The following is a 19,795-nucleotide window of genomic DNA, read 5'->3' as shown; positions in this document are numbered from 1 at the left end:
ACAATGTCAGATTTTAATCAAAATGCCATAGCTTCTTTTAGTTTAAATGGTCATCAGTATGAGTACTATAAATTAAAAAAATTAGAAAACAATGAAAAAATAAAAATCGCTAAACTGCCTTACTCGATCCGAGTGCTTCTCGAGTCCTTGTTACGTCAAGTCGGAGAAAGCGGCATCAAGGAAGAACATGTTGTCACTTTATCTAACTGGAGTGCAACGGAAACGAATGAAGGCGAAATACCCTTCAAACCTTCCCGCGTTATTCTGCAGGATTTTACGGGAGTACCGGCAGTCGTTGACTTGGCTTCCTTGAGAAAAACAGTCTTTGATTTAGGCGGAGATCCAGCAATCATCAATCCGGAAGTGCCTGTTGATCTGGTCATCGATCACTCCGTACAAGTCGATAACTTCGGATCTCCACAAGCTTTGTTGGCTAACATGCGGATGGAGTTCTTACGCAATCAGGAACGTTATCAATTTTTGAGCTGGGCGCAAAAAGCATTCGACAACTATCGTGCTGTACCACCTGCTACTGGTATCGTACATCAAGTCAATATTGAATACTTGGCATCAGTCGTCACCGAAAAAGTGATCGATGATAACAGAAGCTTAGTTTTCCCAGACACATTGGTGGGGACGGATTCGCATACGACAATGGCAAATGCGCTTGGCGTATTGGGCTGGGGAGTAGGCGGAATCGAAGCGGAAGCCAGCATGCTTGGCGAGCCTTCCTTCTTCCCTGTTCCTGAAGTCGTCGGGGTACGCTTCATCAATTCATTGCAGGAAGCAGCTACCGCAACCGACTTGGCATTGAAAGTCACACAGAAATTGCGTGAAATGAAAGTAGTCGGAAAATTTGTCGAATTCTTCGGTCCTGGATTATCTTCCATGACGTTAGCGGATCGTGCGACCATCGCCAACATGGCACCTGAATATGGTGCGACCTGCGGCTTCTTCCCGGTTGACGATGAAGTGCTTAACTACTTGACGTTGACAGGAAGAGATGAAAAGCATGTTTCTATAGTAGAAGAGTACGTTAAGGCAAATGATCTTTACTATCGTGTTGAGGATCCGGAACCGGAATATACCACAGTCGTTGAAATCGACTTGAGCACAATCGAGGCCAACGTTGCAGGACCAAAACGTCCTCAAGATTTGGTGCCGGTATCAAAATTAAAAGAAGATTTCCAAAGATCCTTGATTGCGCCGAAAGGCAATGCCGGATTTGGATTATCCGAAGATGAAAAAGAAAAAGAAGTCTCGCTGATCCTCGATGGAGAAGAAGTGAAGATGAAAACAGGTGACATTGCGATCGCGGCCATCACAAGCTGTACGAACACATCCAATCCATACGTAATGTTGAGTGCCGGATTATTAGCGAAACGAGCAGTCGAGTTGGGACTGAACGTTCCGAAATACGTCAAGACTTCTTTGGCACCCGGATCAAAAGTGGTTACTGCTTACCTGGATAATGCCGGCTTACTGCCTTATCTGGAAGAGTTGGGCTTCAATACTGTTGGCTATGGCTGTACGACCTGCATCGGAAATTCAGGACCGCTTTTGCCTGAAGTGGAAGAAGCAATCAAAAACAACGACTTATTGGTTTCAAGCGCATTGAGTGGAAACCGTAACTTTGAAGGCCGGATCCACGCATTAGTCAAAGCCAACTACTTGGCATCACCCCCATTGGTAGTCGCTTATGCGTTGGCCGGTACGATGAACATCGATCTGAAAACAGAGCCAATCGGTAACGGCAAAGACGGTCAACCTGTCTACTTAGCTGATCTGTGGCCGGAAAGACACGCTGTCGAAGCGATGATCCGTGATTTTGTGACACCTGAGATATTCAAAGAGGAATATCTGCATGTATTTGATGACAATGCGGAATGGAATGCGATCGAAACGAATGATGACGCTTTGTACCAGTGGGAAGAAGGGTCGACTTACATCGCAAATCCGCCATTTTTCGAGAATTTATCGCCTGAACCGAAACCAATCGTATCTTTGAATGGGCTATCGGTATTGGGTAAATTCGGTGACTCGGTTACGACCGATCACATTTCCCCTGCAGGAAGCATCGACATCAGCACACCTGCTGGACAATATTTGTCTTCTAAAGGCGTGGGAGTCCGTGATTTCAACTCATACGGCGCAAGACGCGGAAATCATGAAGTGATGATGCGCGGTACGTTGGCGAATATGCGAATCCGCAATCAACTGGTATCCGGCAAAGACGGTGGCTTCACGATTTACTGGCCGACCGGCGAAGAGATGAGTATCTTTGATGCATCAGAAAGATACCGTCAAAACGGAACAGGATTAGTGATTTTTGCAGGTGACGATTATGGGATGGGTTCTTCCCGCGATTGGGCTGCCAAAGGTGTCAAACTTCTTGGAGTCGAAGCAGTCATCGCCAAGAGTTATGAAAGAATTCACCGTTCGAATCTTGTGATGATGGGTGTATTGCCTTTGCAATACCAAACAGGCCAAGATGCTGAAAGTTTGGGACTGGACGGATCGGAAAAAATCACGATCGATTTGAACGATAGTGTCGGCATCCATGCGGAAATTCCGGTGACAGCAGTCAAATCGGATGGCCAAGAAATCAAATTCACGACCATTGCCCGTTTTGATTCTGAAGTCGATATGACTTACTACCGTAACGGAGGCATCCTGCCGATGGTGATCCGTAAAAAAATGGGGCTTGCCTATTAAGCAGCAAGCCATCCAATTTGCTGAAGAGAGGTTTTTGAGAGGAGAGAAAAATCATGGAAGTACATAAAGGATTAGCAGACGTTGTCGTATCAGAAACCTCCCTAAGCGCAATTGTTGAGGGACAATTATCCTATTCAGGATATAATATCGACGAATTAGTGGAAAAGGATGCATCGTTTGAGGAAATCATCTTTTTGTTGTGGAATTCAAGAATGCCTGATCGGGAAGAATTCGTACAGTTGAAGCACGATCTTCACACGCATATGGCCTTATCTGAAAGTGTCATTGCTTGCCTGAAAATCCAGTGCCGCCAAAATTTGCACCCGATGAGTGTATTGCGCACGACTGTCTCACTATTGGGTGTATTCGATCCTTATGCGGAAGACATGGACGAACGTTCTGTCTATATTCAAGCAATCTCGATACAAGCAAAAATTCCGACGATTGTAGCCGCCTTCGCGCGATTACGCAAAGGTTTGGATCCGATCGCGCCACGCGAGGACTTGTCGTTCGGAGCCAATTTCCTGTATATGTTGACAGGCGAAGAGGCGAATCCGGATTTGGTCAGAGCGTATAATCATTGTTTGGTACTCCATGCCGATCACGATCTTAACGCATCAACCTTTACTGCACGCGTTGCAGCCTCCACACTGACGGATGTCTATTCTTGCATCACTGGCGCCATCGGAGCTCTCAAGGGTCCCTTGCACGGTGGCGCAAATGAGCGCGTATTCGATATGCTCTCCGAAATCGCTGAATCAGAAACCAGAGATGTTCCAGGCTATTTGAAATCAAAATTGGACAATAAAGAAAAAATCATGGGATTCGGTCACCGTGTATACAAAACGGAAGATCCCCGCAAAAAACATTTAAAACGCATGGCTAAGGAATTGACCCAGGAATTTGGAAAAGAAGATTTATATGACCTTTCCTGCGAGGTAGAGGATTATCTATTGAAGGAAAAAGGATTGATTCCGAATGTCGATTTCTATTCTGCCACTGTTTATCACTGCTTCGGTATAGAACATGACCTCTTCACGCTGTTATTTTCAATGAGTCGTGTTTCCGGGTGGTTAGGGCATGTATTTGAGCAAAAACGTGAAGCTACCTTGATCCGTCCACGTTCAAAATACGTGGGAGCGGTTAATCTTACTTACATCCCTTTGACTGAAAAAGAAACTATTGGAGGTACTGCACAATGACAGTTGGCGAAAAGATTGTTATGAATGAAACAGGGTTGCATACACCTGATTTTCCGATCATCCCTTTCATCGAAGGGGATGGCATCGGTCCAGAAATTTGGCAAGCATCCAAAAAAGTATTTGAAGCCGCAGTTGAAAAAGCCTACGGCGATTCCCGGAAAGTAGTTTGGAAAGAAGTTCTGGCAGGTGGAAAGGCTTTCGATTTGACCGGTTCTTGGTTACCTGATGAGACCATGGACGTCATCCGTGAGCATTTGGTGGCCATAAAAGGACCACTGACGACACCAATCGGCGGAGGAATCCGCTCCTTGAACGTCGCTTTGCGTCAGACGTTGGATCTGTTCGTCTGTCTGCGCCCTGTCCGTTATTTTGAAGGCGTGCCGACACCATTGAAAGAACCTGAAAAAACCGATATGGTCATCTTTCGTGAAAATACTGAAGATTGCTACGCAGGGATTGAATTCGAAGCGCAAAGCGAAGAGGCAAAACGAATCATCGAGATTCTGCAGACCCAATTCGGTGTGGACAAAATCCGCTTCCCTGAGACATCAGCAATCGGGGTCAAACCTGTTTCGATCGAAGGATCGGAACGCTTGATCCGCAGCGCCATCCAGTATGCGTTGCAAAATGGACGCACTTCCGTGACGTTGGTCCACAAAGGCAACATCATGAAATTCACGGAGGGTGGCTTCAAGAAGTGGGGCTATGCCCTTGCGGAACGCGAATTTGGCGATAAAGTCTTCACTTGGGCGCAATATGATGCCGTAAAAGCTGCGGATGGCAGAGCGGCAGCGGATAAAGCTTATGAAGACGCTATAGCGGCAGGCAAGTTGATCATCAAGGACCGGATTGCTGACATCTTCCTGCAGGAGATTTTGATGAACCCAGAAAACTATGACGTCATCGCTACATTGAATCTGAACGGTGATTATATTTCTGATGCGTTGGCTGCTCAAGTGGGCGGAATCGGGATTGCACCGGGTGCGAACATCAATGAGGACACTGGGCATGCCATTTTCGAAGCTACACACGGTACTGCACCGGAATATGCCGGTTTGGACGAATTGAATCCTTCGTCGGTGTTGTTGTCAGGCGCTATGTTGTTCGATTACATCGGCTGGAATGAAGTCAGCGACTTGATTACTCGTGGAATCGAAAAGACGATAGCGAACAAAACGGTCACACGCGATTTTTATTATCTGATGAAGGACGAAGCTGCTCAAAAAGTAAGCTGCTCCGGATTCGCGGAACTGGTCATCAAAAACATGTAGGAACCAATCAAAAAATCAGAGACATAATCATTCTGGATTATGTCTCTTTTTGCGGATAAATCCATAAAGAAGGCAGGGGCCTGAATCCGTGCTGGCCAGGGGCATCCAAGGCGGAGGGACAACAGAAAGAATAACTTTTCCAAGAAAGCCGTTACATTGAACTTTTTTCTTTCCAAATGGTTCCGGAGGTGATAGACTGGATAAGTTGATAGTTGTCTTCATGAGTTTTCAGCGGATTTTCACCTACTCCGCAAACGAAAACTGATGGGAAGTTCAAATTCAGAATTGTGATCGACTATATAATGGCAGTAGCAGTTGGCATATCAAACAGCAGTGAAAAACAAGTAAAATTTTGGAGGAAAACAACAAATGGAATTTAGAAAAGATATTCGTAATGTTGCAATCATCGCCCACGTTGACCATGGTAAAACAACATTAGTAGATGAATTGTTGAAACAATCGGATACATTGAACGCTAGAACTGAGCTTATGGAACGTGCAATGGACTCCAACGATCTTGAAAAAGAACGCGGAATCACGATCTTGGCGAAAAATACAGCCGTACAATACAAAGGTACGCGCATCAACATCATGGATACACCAGGCCACGCGGATTTCGGTGGAGAAGTAGAACGTATCATGCGTATGGTTGATGGTGTAGTGCTTGTTGTTGATGCTTACGAAGGTACGATGCCGCAAACGCGTTTCGTATTGAAAAAAGCCTTGGAGCAAAAACTGATTCCTATTGTCGTAGTAAACAAAATCGACAAACCGACTGCTAGACCAGCTGAAGTTGTTGATGAAGTTCTGGAATTATTCATCGAATTGGGCGCTGATGACGAACAATTGGAATTCCCGGTTGTCTATGCTTCTGCAATGCATGGTACTTCAAGCATGTCAGATGATCCAACTGAACAAGAAGATACAATGGATAACGTTTTTGATGCAATCATCGAACACATCCCGGCTCCAATCGACAACTCTGCTGAACCATTGCAATTCCAAGTAGCTTTACTTGACTACAGTGACTTTGTTGGCCGTATCGGTATCGGACGCGTATTCCGTGGCACAATCAAAGTTGGGGACCAAGTATCCTTACTTAAATTGGATGGCACATCCAAGAATTTCCGTGTATCAAAACTGTTCGGCTACTTTGGTTTGGACCGTATCGAAATCGAAGAAGCAAAAGCGGGCGATTTGATTGCCATTTCCGGTATGGAAGATATCTTTGTTGGTGAAACAGTGACTCCGGTTGATCACCGTGAAGCTTTGCCGGTTCTGCATATCGACGAGCCTACATTGCAAATGACTTTCCTTACAAACAACTCTCCTTTCGCAGGCCGTGAAGGTAAATGGGTCACTTCCCGTAAAATCGAAGAGCGTTTGATGAAACAATTGCATACGGACGTATCTTTGCGTGTTGATCCTACCGACTCTCCTGATGCTTGGATCGTTTCCGGACGTGGCGAATTGCACTTGTCCATCCTGATCGAAAACATGCGTCGTGAAGGTTACGAATTGCAAGTATCCCGTCCAGAAGTTATCATCAGAGAAGTTGATGGCGTTAGATGTGAGCCGTTTGAACGTGTTCAGATCGACACCCCTGAAGAATACATGGGTTCCGTAATCGAAACAATCAGCCAACGCAAAGCTGAAATGCAAGATATGCAAAACAGTGGCAATGGCCAAGTCCGTATCATCTTCCTTGTTCCATCACGTGGACTGATCGGTTACTCTACTGAATTCTTATCCATTACACGCGGTTATGGTATCATGGCTCATACGTTTGAAGCGTACTTGCCAGAGTTGCCAGGCAAAATCGGCGGACGCAGCAAAGGCGCGCTTGTCTCTACTGAAACAGGCAAAACAACAACCTACGGCATCATGGGCGTAGAGGATCGTGGAACGATCTTCATCGAACCTGGTGTGGAAATCTACGAAGGTATGATTGTCGGCGAAAATGCCCGCGACACTGACATCGCTGTTAACATCACAAGAGCGAAACAAATGACAAATATCCGTTCTGCAAATAAAGATTCTACAAACGTGATTAAACGTCCACGTTCATTGACGCTGGAAGAATCGCTTGAATTCATGGGAGAAGATGAATATTGCGAAGTAACGCCTGAAAGCGTCCGTCTGCGTAAACAAATCTTAGACAAAAATGAGCGCGAAAAATCTGCTAAACGCAAGAAAAAAGCAGAATAATCCGACAGTAAGTTCTGAAAAAGGGTCCTTGGCAACCATTGCCTCGGGCCTTTTTCTCTACCATTCTCCGCAATCCGCTAGGGGATGAATGGCGGTAGGCGTCAGCCTATTTATTTGGTATAATAAACTTGAAAGACCATACGTTTTTTGTGTCAACCGCAAAGAATGCGGGGTAATTTGAGATTAAATGAAGTAACTTTTGAGGGGAGGAATTAAAATGGATAGCATCAACAAAACGACTGCTTTGGAAATCTTGATGCAGGATGCTGAAAAGATCTACAAATTAATCAATAGCCAAAAAGAACACCTCTGCTTTGCGAACTGTCCAGCCTTTGAGGATGTGGTGGATACGCAAATGTACGGATTCTCCCGTGAAGTTGATTATGCCGTGAAATTGGGGATCATCTCGAAAGAAGAAGGACACAAGATATTGAGTGATTTGGAGTCTTCTTTGAACGCCATGTACACGAACTATTTTGATCAATCGAAAAACGATTCCGCCGACAAAGGGGTTTAGTTGTCTACATGATTAAAAATACAATCAAGAAAAAATTCTCCTATATGGATTGGCGTCTTCTGATCCCATACATCATCCTGTCAGGTTTCGGAATACTGATGGTCTACAGTTCCAGCAGTTATCGTGCCATGACGGATTACAATAATTCGGAACATTTCTTTTACAGGCAAATGTTATTCGCAGTCCTGGGTTTGTTCGGTGCGCTGTTTGTTTCATTTCTTTCAAAACGTCTGCTGAAAGATGAAAAGCTGCTTACGTATGTTTTGTTTGGTCTTTTCGTTATCTTGACTTACCTTTTACTTTGGCCGGGTACGGCGACAAAAGGGGCGCGCGGGTGGATTTACATTGGATCTTTCGGATTCCAACCCGCCGAGTTCATGAAATTGAACCTTATCCTTTACTTATCCTGGTTCATTTCCAAACACCAATCCCGCATCAATGCTGTTTTTTACGATACGATGAAGAAACCGCTCCTAATAGCAGCGGCAGCAGTGGTAATGGTCTTCTTACAGCCCGATCTCGGTGGGGCTGCCATCATTGCTTTCATCTGCCTCGTGTTGTTCCTGCACAGTGGAGTCAAGGTCAAATATGGGGTAATGATTTTTGGGGCAATCGGAGCGACATACGGGCTGATTATTGTAATGGTGAAAACACTCGGGAGCAGCATCCCATTCATCCAGTCCTACCAGATGGAAAGGATCACATCATTCATCGATCCGTTTGCCGACATACAGGATTCCGGTTACCAAGTGGTGAATTCTTACTACGCTTTAAGCAGGGGCGGCCTTTTCGGTGTAGGCATCGGTGAAAGTATCCAGAAGTCCGGGTATTTGCCGGAACCCCACACCGACTTCATATTGTCCATCATCGGGGAAGAATTGGGCTTGGTGGGTGTTGCATTCGTTTTAGTGCTGTTTTTCTATATGGTCTATCGTATTTTTAAGAATGCGATCAAAATCAAAGATCCGTTTGCCCAACTGGTCTGTATCGGAATCGGTACTATGTTCCTGGCTCAAGGAGTCATCAATGTGGGTGGTGCAACCGGCCTTATGCCCTTGACCGGAGTCACCTTTCCGTTCGTGAGCTACGGGGGATCCAGCTTATTGGTATCCGCCGTATCGATCGGTCTGGTCAACAATATGCACATCAACGATCAGATTTCCAAACAACCAAAATAAGCATAGTAAAAGAGCCGGAAAACCGGCTCTTTTTTTGAATGGTGGCTTCGATTCCGCAATCTGTGGGTACCTCCGAACAGCAGCTGCCGGAAAGCTTTTCGTATGAAGCAAAAATAGAGTATAATAGGATTTATCGTGGTATTCTTTGCCATCTTACGTTCAAAAATCACAAGGAGGGATAGGGATGAAATTTTCCATCAAAGTAGTGTCACTGTTCATTTTGTTCACTTTTATTGCCTATACGCTCCCTCTCTATGTGGACAATGGAGAACGAACCACACCGCCTGCAAGCATCGCGAGGAACGAGCAAGCTTCCATTGATGAAAATGAAGGGTATCCTTTGCCAGTGACGGGTTATGAATCCTACATCGGTCAGCCCATTGCCGCCTACACGGCCAAGCATGGCGATCCGATTCGCATCGGCAAAGCCTATGGAGGTAGTGAGTGGTGGGTATTCGGAACAAATGCTGTCGACTACATCCAAATCGGTGTCAAGGATGATATCATTCGCTCCCTCTATATTTTGGGAAACAAAATCGAAACGGGCATGTACACGATTGGCATGACCCATGAGAATGTACTCGATGAGGGTTACTTGGCACGGAACTTTCAGCTTACTGTCGACGATACGCCTTATGAACTGGCATTATCTAAAAAGCAAAAAAAATTGACGCCGTTGATTCAGTTCGAGAACGGAAGCTTTGTGATTTTGCTGTTTGACGACGTGACAGAAACGGTTTATGGGATGTACTTCCTTTCGAATGAGGCGCTGCTGGATTTGGGATATTATTCTGTCGTCTCAGAAGCAACCTATGAAATCGAACGTGACGACTGGGAACGAAGCGTTGCTGCGGACGAGGAAAATCTCCTGCAAATCAAAAGCATATTAGGCGCACTGCGGGAACGTAGAGGGTTGACGATGTTCCAGGAATCTGAAGAGTTGATTGCAGCTGCGGGTGACCTTATGCCGAGTGAAGCAGGCATCAATGACTTTACGGCAGCCTTCACTTTATCGGATCAACGTATCGATAAAAAATTAGCGGAAGTTGTCCCCGATGCGCGAACTGGCTTTGTCTTTGACGATGAATGTTACAGTGTTCCCGCTCTCTTCCTGAAACTGTTGCAAGAGGATAATGTCATTTTTGATGACTATCTGACGCGCTACGCTGTTGCAGGAAATGAACATTACCAATTGATCCTTTTGAGCGAATAGAGTGTGCAGACCGATAAAAAACGGTTGAGTCGCCCGTTATTTCAAGCTATACTACAAAGTAGACATCATCAAAACACACAAGGCAGGGGAAACAGATGATCATAAATGAAGCGTACTTTGCGTTGGAAGACCAAACGTTCCGGCTTGTGGAAGCAATTTGTAGCGGAGAAATTATGTCATCTTATAAGGAAACGAAGCGTCTACTGGCAAAAAATGAAGAGGCTAACGCTAAGATAAGGGCATTTAATGAAGCGAAAGAGGCATTCGAGCGGGTGGAAGCCTACCCTGACTTTGCGCCGGATTATGCGGAAATCAAACAACGCGTTTACCAAGCGAAGAGAATCATGGACTTGGATGAATCCGTCTATCGCTTTCGTGCAGCAGAACGTGAATTACAAGTGCTTTTGGACAAAGTTTCCGAGAGATTGGCGCATGCCATTTCACCGAATATATTGGTTTCTGCAGGGGACCCATTTTTTCAATCAGGGGATTCAAACATGCCTGCAGCTTGTCAGATACATATTTCCAGTAGGGGGTAAACATATGAGCTTAGAAGTGACCAAAAGGCAGGGAATCGTTGTCTGGGTTTATACCTTGAGACAGATCAAGAATTTGAAAAGATATGGTTATATCCATTATGTTTCCAATAGGATGAAATATGTCTTATTGTACGTCGACCAAGAAGAGGCGCAGGCCACAGCAGAAAAATTGAACAGTCTGCATTTTGTCCGGAAAGTGGAATTGTCTCATCGTCCTGAAATCGACATGACCCTGAAGAACGCACTTCCTGACAGGAAAGATCGCAGTAATCCTGAAGCGGAATACAACGTGTCCGCTTTTGAAACGAAGACTTATTCTTTTTAGAATGCATACCGAAATAAAAAATATTTGTTTGTAGGTGAGGACATATGCGAGTTATCGCAGGAGAATACAAAGGCCGCAGATTAAAGAGCGTTCCTGGCAGCAATACACGCCCGACGACCGACAAGGTCAAAGAATCCTTATTCAATATCATCGGTCCGTTCTTTGATAGCGGAATCAGCCTGGATATGTTTGCGGGCAGCGGTGGTTTATCGATTGAAGCGGTTTCCCGCGGGATCGACAGAGCGGTAATGTTCGAAAAAAACCGCAAAGCGCTTGATACGATCAGGGAAAACATCGCCGTAACGAAGGAAGAGGAAAAATTCACTATTTATGCAGGGGATGCGCGAAAAAATCTTCGTGTCTTCGCCTCGGAAAATCCGAACACACAATTTTCTTTGGTTTTTCTTGATCCGCCTTATGCTGAAGAAAAAACGGTGGCTGATATCACTGAAATGATCGCCTTGCAGTTGGTCAACGAAGAAACGGTATTTGTCTGTGAAATGGCAAAAGAAAACACCTTGCCTGAACAGATCGGGCCATACGGAAAATGGAAGCGTGCCGTTTATGGAACCATCGCTATCGAAATGTTCGACTACAATCAGGAAGGTTGATCCCATGAAAAAAACAGCGCTATTTGCGGGGAGTTTTGACCCTTTGACAAACGGGCATATCGATACGATTTCTCGCGCAGCCATTGTTTTCGACGAAATCGTTGTTGCCGTGTCGACCAACACATCCAAGCAATCTTTATTTGACGGGGAACAAAGAATTCAGTTGGTTTCCGAAGCTTTGCGTGACCTTCCACAGGTCCATGTCATCCGCCATACCGGTGGGCTTACGATCGAAATGGCAAGGGATGTGGGTGCCTGCGCGCTTTTGCGCGGAGTGCGAAACGTAAAGGACTTCGAGTATGAACACAGCATTGCCTCGATGAACAAACTGCAGGCTCCAGATCTGGAGACGGTGATTCTGTTTTCTTCGGAAAATTATCGCTACCTCAGCTCCAGCCTGATCAAAGAAGTCGCGATGTTCGGCGGGGATGTATCCACCTTGGTGCCGGACAACATCAACACCGCTATCCTTCAGAAGTTCAAGAACAGCGTATTCAAGGGTAAAAAAATATCGGAATGAACCGAACATTTGCATAAGGTTAGGAGAGGGGCCACTGGTTCCTTTCCTAACCTTTTTATTTTGCTGGCCAAGTGGAGAGATATTTTCGGAATGCTGAATATTTCTGTGCCTTTTCGCGTATGTTATTAATGGATGCGAAAGGAGGGATAGCTTGGATGCTATTCGGGAATGGTTTGCTTGCCATAAGCAGGAAGTGATTAGATTTGCCGTATTGTTTTTATTTCTTGCTGCAGGTCTCTTTGGAGTAGGTAGATTGATATACGGCAATACATCAGAAACCGGCACGGGGGAACTGCAGTTGGATGATGCCTATCTGGCAGCAAGCTCTGCTGAGTCAAACAAGCCGCCGGAGCACCCGGAAGAGTCGGAGCCAATCCAGGAAATCATCATCGTCGACATCAAAGGAGCCGTAGAAAATCCAGGTGTATACCAGGCTGAAGCTGATATGCGCGTCATTGACATAATCGACTTGGCGGGTGGCTTGAGTGAAACGGCTGATGCCGACACAGTGAATCTGTCCCAACGCGTGACGGATCAGATGGTGATCTATATCCCTGCGGTCGGGGAAGAAGCCAATCGTCCGATTGCGGCGCCGGAAAACACGCTGACTGGACAAGAAACTGAAAATGAAGAGGCTGAAACTGATAAAGTGGACATCAATACGGCGGATGCGGTGTTGCTGCAGACATTGAACGGGATAGGTGAAAAAAAAGCTGCGCTCATCATTGCGTACCGTGAGGAGAACGGCTCTTTCCAGACGATCGAGGAAATAATGGAAGTTTCAGGAATCGGTGAAAAAACCTTCGAGGGGTTTAAAGATCTAATCGTGGTCGGAGCAAAATAAAATTGAATCAAGAGAGCGGCTCTTGTATACTTAAATTTATATATGGATGGAGGTTACTGCATGGAAAGAATTCCTTGGAATCAATATTTTATGGCACAAAGCGTGCTGCTCTCGCTGAGGAGCACTTGTAAACGGTTGGAGGTCGGTGCCACAATCGTCAGAGACAAACGCATCATTGCCGGAGGATACAACGGGAGTGTTTCCGGCGACGTCCACTGCATCGATGAGGGCTGCTACGTCGTGAACGGGCATTGTGTCCGCACCATCCACGCGGAAATGAATGCAATCCTGCAGTGCGCAAAATTCGGCGCCCAGACCGAGAAAGCGGAAATATATGTGACACATTTCCCTTGCCTGCAATGCACGAAAATGATTTTGCAGGCCGGTATCAAAAAAATCTACTATTTGGAAGACTATCATAATGACTCTTACGCCGTCCATCTTTTGGATGCAATGGACATTCCGTATGAACAAGTCCCCCTCGATCCGGATTATTTTTCTCAATTACTGAAACGAAAAGAACAATCAGATGATGGCTCTGCTGCTTGTTGTGGTCATCATGACGACTGACCATTAAAGGCTACCTGCTTTTGCCTGCCTTGCTCGTCTTCCCGATAACGATTATCGGGTTCGACAAAAACAATTTTTTTGCATGGGTAATACTCATTGCCATTTTGGCACGTCTTTTCTTTATGCAATCCAAGGTTTTGAACGTCATTGCTGCCGCGGTGGTGACCGCAAGTCTTTTAAGTTTGCTTATCCACCATTGGTCAGGTGCGTCTGAGTTTACTGCTCAGGAGGCGGAATCGATGGGAACAGCTGCGCTGCAGTTGGATCCGAACGACATGCGGATCAACGGCGATTTGTTGACAGGAGAAGCCTTGCTGCAATCGGAAGGCAAGGAAGAAAAAGTTTATTTCTACTACACGATCGAAACGGAAGAAGAAAAGTTCAACTGGGAACAACAGCGATTTCCCCAGTGGGTCGTTGCCACAGTCCGCTTGGAGGAGCCGGAAGCTGAGCGGAATCTGTACCAATTTGATTTTGAAGATTATCTGAATGCGAAAAGCATCCATTGGGTCGTCACGATCGAAGCGCTGCAGCTCCGGAGCGAGGGTCGTTCTTTCTGGTCCTGGCCCAGCAGCATCAGGAGATCCATCATTTTGATGTTGGAAAAGTTGCCTGCTGTCCAGACGACCGACTACATTCAAACCATGTTATTCAATCAGTCGCATGCTATCGCGGGGGATACTTTGGATGCCTATCGTGGGATCGGTTTATTGCATCTTTTTTCCATCTCCGGAATGCATATCCAGCTGTTGCTGTCCCAGATGCGCTTTATCCTGCTGCGGATGAAAGTCAGCCATGAGACCACGGATAAGCTGTTGGTTGTGTTTTTGATCGCTTATGGTGTGTTGACTGGGTGGGGAATCGGTGTCTTCCGGGCTATCTGTACACATTTTATCCTTTTGATGGGGAAAAACACCGGCCATCGGGTTGAAGCGAAAGATGCCTTTGCGCTTACTCTGATGATTGCTGTTTTATATAATCCGCTGCTGATCTATTCGGCAAGTTTTCAATTGAGCTATCTTCTGGCGGGGGTATTGTATTTCGTGGCTCCAGCAAGTGCGGAATGGAAAATGAATGGGCTGTTGAAGGATATCTGCTTGACGGCCCTGATGACATTGGCATCCTTTCCGGTCGTCGCCTATCATTTTTTTGAGGTCTCGTGGCTCGGGGTCTTTGTGAATGTGATCTTTTCGTTCTTTTTTTCTTGGTTGCTTTTTCCGCTGTTTTGGTTGTTGTTCTTTGCAGTGCTTTTTTTCCCGGAAACCCCGTTGCTGGGATTGCTTTGCGCCGTGTCCGATAAGTTGCTCACCTTGCTGGAAAACTTCGCTGGAGCAGCCGCGGATTTGGATTTTGCGTCATTGGTTACAGGAAGACCGCCCGCCTTTTATTTTGCGCTGGTCTGGATCGCCTTGGTGCTGATCTTGCTGAGTGTTGAAAAAAAACAAAGGGATATCCGTGTGCTCTGTTTCCTAGTGGTTGCGGTCGGTTTGTTTTCGTTCGCCCACCAACTTAATCCTACCGGAAAAGTCGTCATGCTTGATGTGGGGCAGGGGGATGCCATTCTGATCATAACGCCGTTTCATCGTCGGGCCGTCCTGATAGATACGGGCGGCATGCTGACTTTTGAAAAAGAAGCCTGGCAAGTCCGGGAAACAGCGACCACCGCCGGCGAAAAGCTTGTGTCGATCATAAAAGCCGAAGGCGTCAAAAAATTGGACAGGGTCTTTCTCACGCATGCCGATCAGGATCATGTCGGTTCGTTGCGTGAACTCGCCGAAGGCTTGCCGATCGAGGCGATTTATTTCCCTAAAGGAGCCGAAGGGAATGCGGCATTCGCAGCAGTGCTCCTTGAACTGCAAAGTCAGCATCAAGTGGGTCTCTACCCTGTATTAGGGAACATGGATTTAAAGATGGATGCTGATTTTATTTTTCACATCCTGGCACCTTTATCTCCGGGTGAAGGCGGAAATGAAGATTCATTGGTCATCCAAACAAGCATAGGCGGTTTGGACTGGCTGTTCACGGGCGATCTCGGTGAAGAAGGGGAAGATTTGCTGATACGCAATTATCCGGATTTGAAAACCGATATCCTGAAAATAGGTCATCACGGGAGCGCGACATCCAGTTCGGAAAGTTTCTTGGATCATGTCCAACCTAAATTGGCCTTGATATCCGCTGGGAAACAGAACCGGTATGGTCATCCGGATGCGGAAATACTGGAACGTCTGAAATTGCGGAATATCCCTGTATTTCGTACGGATCAACAGGGCGCTATCCACTTCCTGTTTGGGTCAAGGGAAACCGAATGGCGAACCATTTTGGTGAACAAAAAATAAAAATGATGAATGGTGGTCCAAACGTGAATTATACAACGGAAATGTCCAAAATAAAAAAAGGTCAGCTTCAGCCGGTCTATTTATTTTTGGGCAAAGAAGATTTTTTTATAGAAGAAGCGAAGCAATTGTTGCTGCACACGGTGGTTGACGAAGCCGACAAGGATCTGAATGTAGGCATATTCAATATGGATGGGACACTGTTGGATCGGGCTCTTGAAGATGCGGAGTCGCTGCCGTTTTTTGGGGAAAGACGTTTGGTCATCATCGAAAACCCGCTGTTTTTTACGGCCGAAAAACCAAAAAATGGGCTGGAGCATGATCTTGATTGGCTGGAGAGTTATCTGGAGAACCCTTCGACATCAACAATTCTGGCTATTTTTGCGCCTTATGAAAAATTGGACAGCAGAAAAAAATTGTCGAAACTCTTGGCTAAGAAGGCCGTCACTGTGGATGTTTCCCCTTTAGCGGAAAAGGATGCCCGCAAATTTTTAGGCGACATGATAAAAAATGAAGGCTATCAGATGAACCGCGACGCACTGGAATTATTTTTCGAGCGGATCGAAAATCAACTGTCGCGGGGAATGAGAGAGCTGCCTAAGCTGTTTCTCGCCGGATCTGAAGACAAGAAACTCACCCAACAGATGGTGATCGACTTGATTCCGCGTAATCTGGAACAAAATATTTTTGAATTGGTGACGCAGGTTCTGAACAAGAACACGTATCAGGCCATCCAGATTTATCGGGATCTGTTGCTCCAAAAAGAGGAGCCAATCAAAATAAACGCTATCCTCTTGGGACAATTTCGGCTGTTGTTGCAAGTGAAGTTGCTTTCAAAAAATGGCTATCAACAAACCGACATCACCAAAGTATTGAAGATCCATCCTTATCGCGTGAAACTTGCTTTCCAACAAGTGAGGAACCTTTCCGAAAAGGTCCTGGGGGATGCTTTTCAGGGATTGGTCGAGACGGAATACAACATGAAGACAGGGCAAGGCTTGAAGGAGATCCAATTCGAACTTTTTCTGATCCGCTATGCAAACGCAATCCCCAAAAAATAAAATAATCGCACGAAAAAGGCCGAAGACGGACCAGCTAAGCTGGTCTGTCTTCGGCCTTACGTTTTGAAGTCTCTTAAATCAAAAAATTATTTTGCTAATTTTTTAGTTAAACGAGAAATGTCGCGAGACGCTTTGTTTTGATGAATTAAGTTTTTAGAAGCTGCTGAATCGATAGATTTAACTGCTGCCTTTAATAATTCTTCGCTATTTTCAGCGCCTTCTGCTACTGCAGCTTCAAATTTTTTGATAGCTGAACGCATAGCACTCTTTTGAGCGTTGTTTTTTAGGTTAGCTTTTTCGCTAGTGCGAACGCGTTTGATTGCTGAATCGATATTTGGCATTGGGTTCACCCCTCTTTCCTTATTTCTATAACTATTAGGCTGTTTTGCCAACATGCCATATTATACATAATTTTGGAGGGTTGTGCAATAAAAAATGAAAGAGATTCCTTTTTTAATCCCAGCGACCTGGAATTTTGAGATACAAATTTTGAAATTTTTGGGTCAAAATCGGGCCAGGCGATGTCGAAAGCTCCAAAGTGTACGAAAGTATGTTTGGGTGGTAGAATAATGTCAACAGTAAGTGAAGAGGTGAATCATCCATATGAAAGATCATTTTGAATTAGTTTCCCCCTACCAGCCCAGCGGTGATCAACCGGAAGCCATCAAAGAACTAGTCGACGGGTTGAATCTGGGCAGACGGGCGCAAACCTTGTTGGGCGCGACTGGGACCGGTAAGACTTTTACGGTAGCGAACGTCATTCAGGAAGTAAACAAGCCGACGCTTGTCATCGCACATAACAAAACGTTGGCAGGGCAATTGTACGGCGAATTGAAGGAATTTTTTCCGAATAACGCCGTCGAATATTTTGTGAGTTACTATGACTATTATCAACCCGAAGCGTATGTCCCTTCCAGTGACACTTATATAGAAAAAGAATCCAGCGTAAATGATGAAATCGATAAACTGCGTCATTCCGCCACCAGTTCCTTGCTGGAAAGACGGGACGTCATCGTTGTGGCTTCCGTATCCTGCATCTATGGTCTGGTGAATCCACTGGACTATAAAGAGCATACCTTATCGTTGCGGCAAGGGATGGAGATGGAACGGAATGAACTGCTGCGCCGGTTGGTGGAAATGCAGTTTGAACGTAATGATATCGATTTTCGGCGCGGCTCGTTCCGTGTGCGCGGAGATGTGGTCGAAATTTTTCTGGCATCACGCGACAACGAGGCCATCCGTGTGGAATTTTTTGGAGATGAAATCGATAGGATCAGGGAAGTCGATGTGCTGACCGGAGAAATCAAGAACGACGTCGAACATTTTCCCATTTTCCCGGCCACTCACTTCGTGGCAAATGAAGAAAAGACTTTGCATGCAGTCGACATGATTCGGGCAGAATTGAAAGATCGTCTAAAAGTGCTGCGTGAAGAAAACAAATTGCTGGAAGCCCAACGCTTGGAACAGCGCACCAACTACGACATGGAAATGTTGATGGAAATGGGATACTGCAACGGAATCGAAAACTATTCCAGACACATGGATGGGCGAGCTCCTGGTGAGCCTCCGTACACGCTGCTTGATTTTTTCCCGGATGATTATTTGACAGTCATCGACGAGTCGCACATCACGATGTCGCAAATACGCGGCATGTACAACGGTGACCGCTCGCGCAAAGAACAGCTGGTGGCATACGGCTTCCGTCTGCCAAGCACCTTGGATAATCGCCCGTTGATGTTGAAGGAATTCGAGGAACGGGTCAACCAGATCCTATATATTTCAGCGACACCGGGCCCTTACGAATATGAACAAAGCCCTTATGTTGCCCAACAAATCATTCGTCCGACGGGCTTGTTGGATCCGATTGTGGAAGTGCGTCCGATCAAAGGTCAGATCGATGATCTGATCAGCGAAATCAATTTGCGCGTCGAACGCAATGAACGGGTATTCATCACCACTTTGACGAAGAAGATGTCGGAAGACTTGACCGATTATCTGAAGGAAGTCGGCATCAAAGTGAATTATCTGCACAGCGAAATCAAAACGATGGAGCGCGCGGAAATCATCCGCAATCTTCGTTTGGGAGAATTTGATGTGCTGATCGGCATCAACCTATTACGGGAAGGGTTGGATGTTCCCGAGGTCTCGCTTGTCGCCATCTTGGATGCCGACAAAGAAGGCTTCCTGCGGAGCGAGCGCTCGCTTGTCCAGACAATCGGAAGAGCAGCAAGGAACGAGAACGGGAAAGTCATCATGTATGCGGACCGCATAACGGATTCCATGGAGCGGGCCATATTTGAAACGAACAGGCGCCGTGCGACACAGGAAGCCTACAACATTAAGCATGGCATCACACCGAAAACAATCATCAAAGAAGTCCGTGACCGCATCAGCATCTCGCATACACCTGATGATGCAGAAGGGGATGTCAGCATGTTGAGCATCTATAAAGCGATGACGATGGAACAACGCCGCGAAGCGCTCGATCAACTGGATAGGGAAATGCGGGAAGCAGCCAAAGCCCTCAATTTTGAAAAAGCCGCTGAAATCCGTGACATGGTATTGGAGCTGAAAGCCGAATACAAAGGTTTATAAAAAAGTGATTTTCACTTGCAATCGGTAAGAAATTACGTTAAACTGTTCCATGTATTATATATACGACCTTCAACTTGGTTAAGCGAATCACCA

Annotated in this window: 17 protein-coding genes; 16 read left to right on the top strand and 1 reads right to left on the bottom strand. The window is 45.8% G+C overall.

Annotated elements, in window-relative coordinates:
* Positions 1–3: 3 nt before the first annotated feature.
* The 15 genes from acnA (at position 4) to holA (ending at position 17,107) form a co-directional block, all read left to right on the top strand.
* Positions 4–2,715: an aconitate hydratase AcnA gene (gene acnA / locus C7R56_RS07005; RefSeq protein ID WP_107995853.1), complete on the top strand. Its 2,712-nt coding sequence runs from the start codon at positions 4–6 to the stop codon at positions 2,713–2,715.
* Between the two features lie 53 nt (positions 2,716–2,768).
* A complete protein-coding gene (locus C7R56_RS07000) occupies positions 2,769–3,917 on the top strand; it encodes a citrate/2-methylcitrate synthase (protein ID WP_107995852.1) in 1,149 nt (382 codons plus the stop codon).
* Positions 3,914–5,188 (top strand): NADP-dependent isocitrate dehydrogenase, encoded by a 1,275-nt coding sequence (gene icd, locus C7R56_RS06995; RefSeq protein ID WP_107995851.1) that lies wholly within the window; start codon positions 3,914–3,916, stop codon positions 5,186–5,188. The genes C7R56_RS07000 and icd overlap by 4 nt, the downstream gene beginning before the upstream one ends.
* Before the next feature lie 369 nt (positions 5,189–5,557).
* The gene (typA, locus tag C7R56_RS06990; protein WP_107995850.1) at positions 5,558–7,396 is read left to right on the top strand and encodes a translational GTPase TypA; all 1,839 of its coding nucleotides are present in this window, start codon (positions 5,558–5,560) and stop codon (positions 7,394–7,396) included.
* Between the two features lie 217 nt (positions 7,397–7,613).
* Positions 7,614–7,913 (top strand): YlaN family protein, encoded by a 300-nt coding sequence (locus C7R56_RS06985; RefSeq protein WP_086985336.1) that lies wholly within the window; start codon positions 7,614–7,616, stop codon positions 7,911–7,913.
* Between the two features lie 8 nt (positions 7,914–7,921).
* Positions 7,922–9,091, top strand: coding sequence for a putative lipid II flippase FtsW (gene ftsW / locus C7R56_RS06980; protein WP_107995849.1), 1,170 nt, complete (start codon positions 7,922–7,924; stop codon positions 9,089–9,091).
* 184 nt (positions 9,092–9,275) lie between these two features.
* Positions 9,276–10,304, top strand: a complete 1,029-nt coding sequence (locus C7R56_RS06975; protein ID WP_107995848.1) for a CAP-associated domain-containing protein — start codon at positions 9,276–9,278, stop codon at positions 10,302–10,304.
* A 95-nt stretch (positions 10,305–10,399) separates the two neighbouring features.
* Positions 10,400–10,843: a YlbF family regulator gene (locus C7R56_RS06970; protein WP_107995847.1), complete on the top strand. Its 444-nt coding sequence runs from the start codon at positions 10,400–10,402 to the stop codon at positions 10,841–10,843.
* A gap of 4 nt (positions 10,844–10,847) precedes the next feature.
* Complete coding sequence (locus tag C7R56_RS06965) at positions 10,848–11,168, top strand: YlbG family protein (RefSeq protein WP_107995846.1); 321 nt, start codon at positions 10,848–10,850, stop codon at positions 11,166–11,168.
* Between the two features lie 44 nt (positions 11,169–11,212).
* Positions 11,213–11,779 (top strand): 16S rRNA (guanine(966)-N(2))-methyltransferase RsmD, encoded by a 567-nt coding sequence (gene rsmD / locus C7R56_RS06960; RefSeq protein ID WP_107995845.1) that lies wholly within the window; start codon positions 11,213–11,215, stop codon positions 11,777–11,779.
* A gap of 4 nt (positions 11,780–11,783) precedes the next feature.
* Positions 11,784–12,299 carry a pantetheine-phosphate adenylyltransferase gene (gene coaD / locus C7R56_RS06955; RefSeq protein WP_107995844.1) on the top strand — a complete coding sequence of 172 codons (516 nt, stop codon included), beginning with the start codon at positions 11,784–11,786 and terminating at the stop codon, positions 12,297–12,299.
* Between the two features lie 151 nt (positions 12,300–12,450).
* Positions 12,451–13,143, top strand: a complete 693-nt coding sequence (locus C7R56_RS06950) for a helix-hairpin-helix domain-containing protein (RefSeq protein ID WP_199903005.1) — start codon at positions 12,451–12,453, stop codon at positions 13,141–13,143.
* A 60-nt stretch (positions 13,144–13,203) separates the two neighbouring features.
* Positions 13,204–13,713, top strand: coding sequence for a ComE operon protein 2 (locus C7R56_RS06945; RefSeq protein WP_107995843.1), 510 nt, complete (start codon positions 13,204–13,206; stop codon positions 13,711–13,713).
* Between the two features lie 239 nt (positions 13,714–13,952).
* Entirely contained in the window at positions 13,953–16,049 is a 2,097-nt protein-coding gene (locus tag C7R56_RS06940; protein WP_159072189.1) for a DNA internalization-related competence protein ComEC/Rec2, read from the top strand.
* Between the two features lie 23 nt (positions 16,050–16,072).
* The gene (holA, locus tag C7R56_RS06935; protein WP_107996022.1) at positions 16,073–17,107 is read left to right on the top strand and encodes a DNA polymerase III subunit delta; all 1,035 of its coding nucleotides are present in this window, start codon (positions 16,073–16,075) and stop codon (positions 17,105–17,107) included.
* 86 nt (positions 17,108–17,193) lie between these two features.
* Here the strand turns inward: holA and rpsT are convergent, their stop codons facing one another.
* The gene (gene rpsT, locus C7R56_RS06930) at positions 17,194–17,448 is read right to left on the bottom strand and encodes a 30S ribosomal protein S20 (protein WP_068562182.1); all 255 of its coding nucleotides are present in this window, start codon (positions 17,446–17,448) and stop codon (positions 17,194–17,196) included.
* Positions 17,449–17,710: 262 nt separating this feature from the next.
* On the opposite strand from rpsT, the gene uvrB reads away from it, so the two are divergent.
* Positions 17,711–19,702, top strand: coding sequence for an excinuclease ABC subunit UvrB (uvrB, locus tag C7R56_RS06925; RefSeq protein WP_107995841.1), 1,992 nt, complete (start codon positions 17,711–17,713; stop codon positions 19,700–19,702).
* Positions 19,703–19,795 lie beyond the last annotated feature (93 nt).

It is taken from the genome of Trichococcus paludicola (assembly GCF_003052295.1).
GTDB classification, from domain to species: Bacteria; Bacillota; Bacilli; order Lactobacillales; family Aerococcaceae; genus Trichococcus; species Trichococcus paludicola.
Note: the sequence above shows the minus strand (reverse complement) of the source record. Positions and strands in the feature narration are given on the sequence as shown.

Coding starts and splice junctions, on each gene's coding strand:
- acnA (WP_107995853.1), top strand. CDS start 4: ATGTCAGATTTTAATCAAAATGCCATAGCTTCTTTTAGTTTAAATGGT.
- C7R56_RS07000 (WP_107995852.1), top strand. CDS start 2,769: ATGGAAGTACATAAAGGATTAGCAGACGTTGTCGTATCAGAAACCTCC.
- icd (WP_107995851.1), top strand. CDS start 3,914: ATGACAGTTGGCGAAAAGATTGTTATGAATGAAACAGGGTTGCATACA.
- typA (WP_107995850.1), top strand. CDS start 5,558: ATGGAATTTAGAAAAGATATTCGTAATGTTGCAATCATCGCCCACGTT.
- C7R56_RS06985 (WP_086985336.1), top strand. CDS start 7,614: ATGGATAGCATCAACAAAACGACTGCTTTGGAAATCTTGATGCAGGAT.
- ftsW (WP_107995849.1), top strand. CDS start 7,922: ATGATTAAAAATACAATCAAGAAAAAATTCTCCTATATGGATTGGCGT.
- C7R56_RS06975 (WP_107995848.1), top strand. CDS start 9,276: ATGAAATTTTCCATCAAAGTAGTGTCACTGTTCATTTTGTTCACTTTT.
- C7R56_RS06970 (WP_107995847.1), top strand. CDS start 10,400: ATGATCATAAATGAAGCGTACTTTGCGTTGGAAGACCAAACGTTCCGG.
- C7R56_RS06965 (WP_107995846.1), top strand. CDS start 10,848: ATGAGCTTAGAAGTGACCAAAAGGCAGGGAATCGTTGTCTGGGTTTAT.
- rsmD (WP_107995845.1), top strand. CDS start 11,213: ATGCGAGTTATCGCAGGAGAATACAAAGGCCGCAGATTAAAGAGCGTT.
- coaD (WP_107995844.1), top strand. CDS start 11,784: ATGAAAAAAACAGCGCTATTTGCGGGGAGTTTTGACCCTTTGACAAAC.
- C7R56_RS06945 (WP_107995843.1), top strand. CDS start 13,204: ATGGAAAGAATTCCTTGGAATCAATATTTTATGGCACAAAGCGTGCTG.
- C7R56_RS06940 (WP_159072189.1), top strand. CDS start 13,953: ATGGGAACAGCTGCGCTGCAGTTGGATCCGAACGACATGCGGATCAAC.
- rpsT (WP_068562182.1), bottom strand. CDS start 17,448: ATGCCAAATATCGATTCAGCAATCAAACGCGTTCGCACTAGCGAAAAA.
- uvrB (WP_107995841.1), top strand. CDS start 17,711: ATGAAAGATCATTTTGAATTAGTTTCCCCCTACCAGCCCAGCGGTGAT.